General features: G+C 38.7%; 5 protein-coding genes. All 5 read right to left on the bottom strand.

What is annotated here, in order from left to right:
- Positions 1-55: 55 nt before the first annotated feature.
- Complete coding sequence (locus RI561_RS11830) at positions 56-490, bottom strand: hypothetical protein (RefSeq protein ID WP_395080453.1); 435 nt, start codon at positions 488-490, stop codon at positions 56-58.
- Between the two features lie 18 nt (positions 491-508).
- Positions 509-1327, bottom strand: a complete 819-nt coding sequence (locus RI561_RS11825) for an aldo/keto reductase (RefSeq protein ID WP_395080452.1) — start codon at positions 1325-1327, stop codon at positions 509-511.
- 77 nt (positions 1328-1404) lie between these two features.
- Positions 1405-4230 carry a lamin tail domain-containing protein gene (locus RI561_RS11820; protein ID WP_395080451.1) on the bottom strand — a complete coding sequence of 942 codons (2826 nt, stop codon included), beginning with the start codon at positions 4228-4230 and terminating at the stop codon, positions 1405-1407.
- Between the two features lie 89 nt (positions 4231-4319).
- Positions 4320-5621, bottom strand: a complete 1302-nt coding sequence (locus RI561_RS11815; RefSeq protein ID WP_395080450.1) for a dicarboxylate/amino acid:cation symporter — start codon at positions 5619-5621, stop codon at positions 4320-4322.
- Positions 5618-6445 carry a DUF92 domain-containing protein gene (locus RI561_RS11810; protein ID WP_395080454.1) on the bottom strand — a complete coding sequence of 276 codons (828 nt, stop codon included), beginning with the start codon at positions 6443-6445 and terminating at the stop codon, positions 5618-5620. Before RI561_RS11810 ends, RI561_RS11815 begins: the two co-directional genes overlap by 4 nt.
- Between the last annotated feature and the right edge of the window lie 8 nt (positions 6446-6453).

The following is a 6453-nucleotide window of genomic DNA, read 5'->3' as shown; positions in this document are numbered from 1 at the left end:
TTTATAATACTTGTTAACCATTGTATAGCAATATGTTACAAACAATCATAACATGCTATACTTCATAAGACCCTAAACTAATATCCTCTATAAACTTAACATCGCCCGGGCCATTACCTTCCTTCGCAACCATGGTTGTGTCCATGGTTTCAATGTTCAAAACACCAAGCAGGTGCTGAATTTGATCTGCAATGACAATTCGGTTCTCATCTATTTCATGAACCAAAGTCATACTTCCATAGCTGATTAAAACAGGTAAAACCTGTTCTTCAAAATCAGATGGGTTTTGCAAATAATCGCGAAGAATTACTGCTTTTTGGGGAAGGTTAGATTGGTTGGAAAGATTTAGCTGATTATCTAAAACAACATGCTCATTCTCATAAAAGGGAATGTCTGTTAGTTCAGGAAGATAGTTCTCAGGCGTATTTGATTTACAGGCTGAAAACACCATAATAACTATCGCAATCAAACATGTGTATGAGGTTTTCATGGATAGTTAGTTTTTAAATTAATCCCATTCAGGGGCAAAATCAGGGTCTAAGAGCCTTGTTGATTTATCTAAATCATCGATGGCATAAAAGTCATCATCTTCTAAGGCAAAGTCATAAACATCGATATTTTCTCTCAAATGATCTTCAGTCGATGCTTTTGGAATAGCTACCACTTGCTCCTGTTCAATTAACCATCGAAGGGCGATCTGTGCCGGAGATTTGCCGTATTTTTCACCTAATTCTTGTAATAACGGTATCTCTGTTACTTTGCCTTGAGCCAATGGTGAGTAAGCCGTGAATAGCAGGTCATTTTCTGCGGCATAATCCAGCAGGTCAAACTGTCCTAATAAAGGATGATATTCTACCTGGTTGCAAAAAACAGGAGCTGCAAGTTCTTCATTAAGTTCTTGTAGTTGTTTGAGCGGATAATTAGCAACCCCGATATTCAGTGCTTTTCCCTGGTCACGAAGCGATAAAAAAGCTTCCATTGTCTTCTCGATGTTTATATCGGGATTTGGCCAGTGAATTAATAAAAGATCAACATATGGCGTGTCTAATTCCCTCAGCGAATTTTCAGCTATTTTCAGTACATCTTCTTTTTCTAAATGGGTATGCCATACTTTGGTAGTTAAAAATATCTCGTCTCTGCTAACATGGGATCTTTTTATCGCCTCCCCTACTTCTCTTTCATTTTTATAGCTCTGTGCAGTATCGATATGCCTGTATCCCAGATTAAGAGCTAACTTGATGATATTTGCACCTTCTCGACCAATTAAACGGTGTGTTCCTAACCCAATTTCGGGTACTTCCACCCCTTGAATAGTTTTAAATTTCATGACAGGTATAAGTAATATCCTCTATTTAGTTTTTAAGTTGTTGTTAAAAATAACTGTTATTTTGCAGAATATGTTCATTATTTAACTAAAGTCATTTTACGGGTCATAATCCGGTTTCCCACCTCAAGCTGATAGATGTACATGCCACTTGGTTTGTCCGTAGCATCCCATTCAAACTGTTTTTGCCCGGCTGAGAGCGTCCCTTCTACAATTACTGATACCGGCTGACCAACGATATTAAATACCGATAATTTAACTTCCTGAGATTCCGGTAAGTAAAAGGAGATAGTGGTAGCAGGATTAAAAGGATTTGGATAATTTTGATACAATTCTATTTCTTCCGGTTTGTCAGAGACTTCCTGATCTTCCTCATCAGCTAAAGCACCTTCCGGTATAGCCACCAGAACAAAACGTTCATCTTCTCTATTCTGATTAATTAAAAAACCGTTTTCTCCCACCGTTTCATCATTTGCGCTGGTAAAAGAATGTTTAAACTCGAGAGTGAAATTTTCACTTAGCGTATATTCCTTATCTGTATATAAGTCTTTTAAGATAATATTCCACCCATCAGGGACTATTCCCCAATCCGATATTGATATTGAAAATTCCTCATCCTCAACCCCTCCAAAATAAATGGGAGTCTGTACCGGTTGATTAATATTTATAGGTAGGTTTATTTCCCCAAAAAATTCAGCCGATTGCTTAAAAGAAAATTGTAAGAAGTCTTGGTTCGGTAACTGCAATTGTTTGTAAGAATTCAAATCTCGAATTCGCTTAATGTCACCTTCCTCAGAAAGATTAATTTGAACTGATTTTGAGCTACCCTCTGCAGACAATGTTAACTTTATGTGACTCTGTTTTTGTTCTTGTAAACGATTTTCTTGAGAACCAGCCTCCACCTTAAGCGATGTAGCCTCAAGTTGTAGATGTACATTTTGAACCTCAGTGTTTAACATAATCCAAAAAGGAGTATTTGATGAGATTGTTTGATCTGATTTTAATGCATCAAATGTTAATGCCCCCTTACTTCCCAATTCAACCTCATAAACAACCGGATGCACTTTTAACCTGTCATATTTTGTTTCAATTTCTGACACTAATTTTCCAACATGTAATTCTTGGTCTAAACTGTTAAAAACTAAATTCAATCCTTCTAATTCGTCAATAACGCCATTTTCATTTTTATCCGTTGCTGACAGACTGAATTCCAGGTTTTGACTGCCCATCTCTTTACTAAGGGCTTCTGATGCCTGTGCTTGTAGTTCATCAAATTCCCCTTCCTCAAAATATCCTATCATCATTCCATCAGAAGTATTTTGAAGATCTTCAAATTGCTGGGTAGCTTCATTCCAAGTATAAAATTCCTTTTCATTGAAAACGGTTTCTGCACCTTCCCATTTTGGCAATACCTTCCAACCGGGCGTCGAAAGTTCAAATGCTGTTACCACTTCACCCAGGCTTTCCGCATTTTGTATTTGCTGATTCTCTGGAATTTCGTTTGTAACTAACCCCGTGTTCAATGTCTCAGCTTTTGAAGCTTCATTAGTATTTTTTGAATACTTAACTTGGTGAATAGTCCTGCCCTTATGATTCTTTAAGGCTACAATTCCGCCTACTTTTGTTAAAAACTCAACATCAGTAGCTGAATAAATATTAATTCCTTTAGCGGATGGGTTTTCACTTTCTTTTTTGTCATACCACCGAAAAGACTGGCCCGGAGGAAGGACAATATTTTCATTAATTGTATAGGATTCACCATTGGTCTCAAGACTCCATTCTGAGAGAGATAGTGGAACAAGTTCCAAATTTGTGATTTCCACATACATATTACCATCATCACTTGAAGCAGAAGCAACTCTTGAAATGATAACATTTGGTTTTTCATTGTCTTCAACTATCAAATTATGAGAACGAAAATCACCAAAACTTCCTGCAGTTAAATTTTGAAGGCTGAATATGCCAATTTTCCGGTTATTAAAAACTGAGTCGTCCTGAACAGGAATTTCAACCTCATGAACATAATTCCCCACAATACCGGTGAAATTAACTGTGGTGTTGCGAAATCCATCAAAATCTTGAGCTGTAGCAGTACTTCGAAGGGTATCTAACATCAGGTTAACGGACAATCGAGAGCCATTATGCTCAAAAATTGCAATTTCTACTGTAGCGGTAGAATCATTTTCCCTCACAGAGGATATTGTATTATTAAATTGGACAACCGGACCTTCAAGAATATTAAATGAAATTCCCAGTGGTTTAAAAACAGTTTCACTTCCTCTCCAGTTTGACTCATTTCCTAAGAAGGAGCTTAACATATTTTTAGTACCACTGGCACCATTTCTTATATAATACTGCTGATTGGGTTTTTCATTCAGGCTCAAAAAAGTATCAGGGTTCAACTCAAGATCGCCGGGAATATCAGAAGCCTTCGAAACTTGAACTGAATCGGAGTTCCAAACTTGCTCTGCCCCCCAACCCGCTGAATAAACAAATTTGGGCGTTTCTTCTGTTTTTTGATAAACAAAAAGATGATACGGAGCATCCTCATAAGACAAATTTCCTGATACGCTGAAAAGTGAATCCTGCCCAGCTAAAAGACTTAAATTTGTACCGGCTTGGATAGGTGAGCGAGTGGTAAGTACCACTTCATTGCCGGAAAGGGTTTCAGTTGAATCATTCCACCTGCCATCTGATAAATAGAGTGTAGTCCCCTCTTCAATGTCGATAAGAGGCATAATATCGACAGCATTTGTATCCGCATTTAAAGATACTGCCACAATATCACCCGGCTCCAGCACCGTTTGTGCAATACTTTGATTACCAAGTCCAATGATGGCAATCAAAAGAAAAAGGGCGATATGTAGTTTAATTAAAGGGGTCTCAGATAGTAACTTTTGAGCCATAGGCACCTATGTTACATCAACTTTCTATTTACTGTAATTAACAGAATTTCAGACAAAAAGGCATAGAAAATTTTCTCCATTTCTAAATTCTAATCATCGAGATGAGCTTCTCCAAGTAAGCCCTCTGAAGATGCCACTGCAACGGATACTGCTGCATCTCCTGTAACATTCACCATCGTTCGGAACATATCCAATATCCTGTCTACACCAAGTATCAAGGCAATACCGGCAGTTGGAACCTGCACAGATTCTAACACAATCACCAACATAATGATCCCCGCTCCCGGTACACCGGCAGCCCCAATGGAAGCTGCTGTAGCAGTTATTACTATAGTCAGCTGTTGCAATAAAGTAAGATCCATACCCAAAGCTTGTGCGATAAATACCGCAGCCACTGCCTGATAAAGACTGGTTCCATCCATATTAACTGTAGCACCTATAGGTAATACAAAACTGGCTACCTCTTCTTTTACACCAAGGTTTTTTTCCACTCGCTCCATAGTAACCGGCAGGGTAGCTGCACTTGAACTGGTACTAAACCCAAGTAACATAGCAGGCTGAATAGCCCGGAAAAATGTGGTTAACTTCATGTTACTGGTCGCCTTGAACAACGTGGCATATACTACAAACACGTGGATAGTTAAACCAATGACCACCGCAAGGCAGTACCACCCCAGTGCATAGAGTAATTCAAGGGCTTTACCAAGGTCATCCCCGGCAAGATCTATGAGCAGGGAGGCCATCAACGCAAATACCCCATAGGGTGCGGTAAGCATTATCAATTCCACTATCCTTATAATTACGTCATTAAATGCATCAAAGAAATTGATAAGCGTATCAGCTTTTTTGCCCCCTATTTGGATGATCCCGATACCCAACAGAATAGCCACAAATACCACTTGTAGCATATTTGAGTTATCGGAAGCAGCACTAAAAAAGTTTTCAGGCACAATATTCACGAAAAAATCCAGGGGTCCCCTCTCCATTACTTCGGTTGCGGTTTCACTCCTATCGTCAATATTTGCACTATATGTTTCCTGAAGCTGATCTCGGGTTTCAGCTGGGAGAGACTTCCCGGGCTTCATTAAATTAACCGTAGCAAGACCAATACTGATAGCAAAAACGGTTGTTATAGCATATATAGCAACCGTTTTCCCTCCCATCCGTGATAGCTTTGTCGTATCATTAAGACTGGTAACCCCGGTAACTAAAGAAACTAACACCAAGGGAACTGCAATAAGAACCAGCAGTTTTATAAAAATGGTACCAATTGGCTTGATATAGTTAGTAGTAAACTCATTCAATCCAACTAAATTCGCAACTAAGCCCCAAATAAGGCCAAGAATAAGACCAATAATTATTTGCCAGTGTAGCTTTTTATACCATTTCATGTGCCGGTAATTAAGGTTAAGATTATACTGATAAAGGAGGCTATTCCCGTGGAAAGCCAATTAACAAAGTTATTTCTTATATAAAATTTCTTCTTTCCAATAAATGAAAACAATGAAGTTTCATATTGCTTGTTCTGATATCGGGCGCCAATGTAAGAATCCACCAGACAACCTAAAAATCCAATTATGGAGATTATTACAAATGATGTAAAACCATACGCACTATTTACTCCCCAAAACAGAAGTCCAATGAACAAAGAACCAATAATCCCTGCCATGGTTCCAAAAAAACTAACACCTCCGTGTGTACCCGGTTCCACCTCTTTTCCGGTTGTTATGAGGCGTGTTTTGTGTTCTTCTTCTCTATGCCCTATTTCAGTAGCCCAAGTGTCTGACGTGGCGGTTGCAATCACCGTTACGGCTCCCACCATAAAAATTTCTGAATTCGTCAAATACCAAATTACAATCCATAGGGCAAACCAAAAGCCATTAGCCCATACCTGTTTTCCTTCCCTTCTGAATTTTTGCTCTAAAACCCCTTGCTGAGGTACCGGGTTTTTGGAAAGCACAGAACCGGATATAAAAAAAGCCAACAGTACAATAGCCGCTGACAATCCCCCCAACCCAAAAGTGATAATGCCCAATATAGCTGCTGCAAACGCACCGTCAATGGAGAGCCAATTGAAAATAAATGAAATATTAGAAATGAGAACAGCTAAAAAGAATGCTAAAAGAATCTGCCTGTGATCAGCGGCATCTCCCAGCAAAATAAATATCAAGATGAGCACCAGAGAGAAGAATATGTTTATCCAACGATCTAGCACTTTATTCA

It is taken from the genome of Gracilimonas sp. (genome assembly GCF_031581265.1).
In the GTDB taxonomy this organism is placed as follows: domain Bacteria; phylum Bacteroidota; class Rhodothermia; order Balneolales; family Balneolaceae; genus Gracilimonas.
The sequence above is the reverse complement of the archived record's forward strand: the minus strand, read 5'-3'. Positions and strand labels throughout refer to the sequence as shown.

What these genes read in the sequence shown, in the direction of transcription:
- RI561_RS11830 (WP_395080453.1), bottom strand. Translation starts at nt 490, where the DNA reads ATGAAAACCTCATACACATGTTTGATTGCGATAGTTATTATGGTGTTT.
- RI561_RS11815 (WP_395080450.1), bottom strand. Translation starts at nt 5,621, where the DNA reads ATGAAATGGTATAAAAAGCTACACTGGCAAATAATTATTGGTCTTATT.
- RI561_RS11820 (WP_395080451.1), bottom strand. Translation starts at nt 4,230, where the DNA reads ATGGCTCAAAAGTTACTATCTGAGACCCCTTTAATTAAACTACATATC.
- RI561_RS11825 (WP_395080452.1), bottom strand. Translation starts at nt 1,327, where the DNA reads ATGAAATTTAAAACTATTCAAGGGGTGGAAGTACCCGAAATTGGGTTA.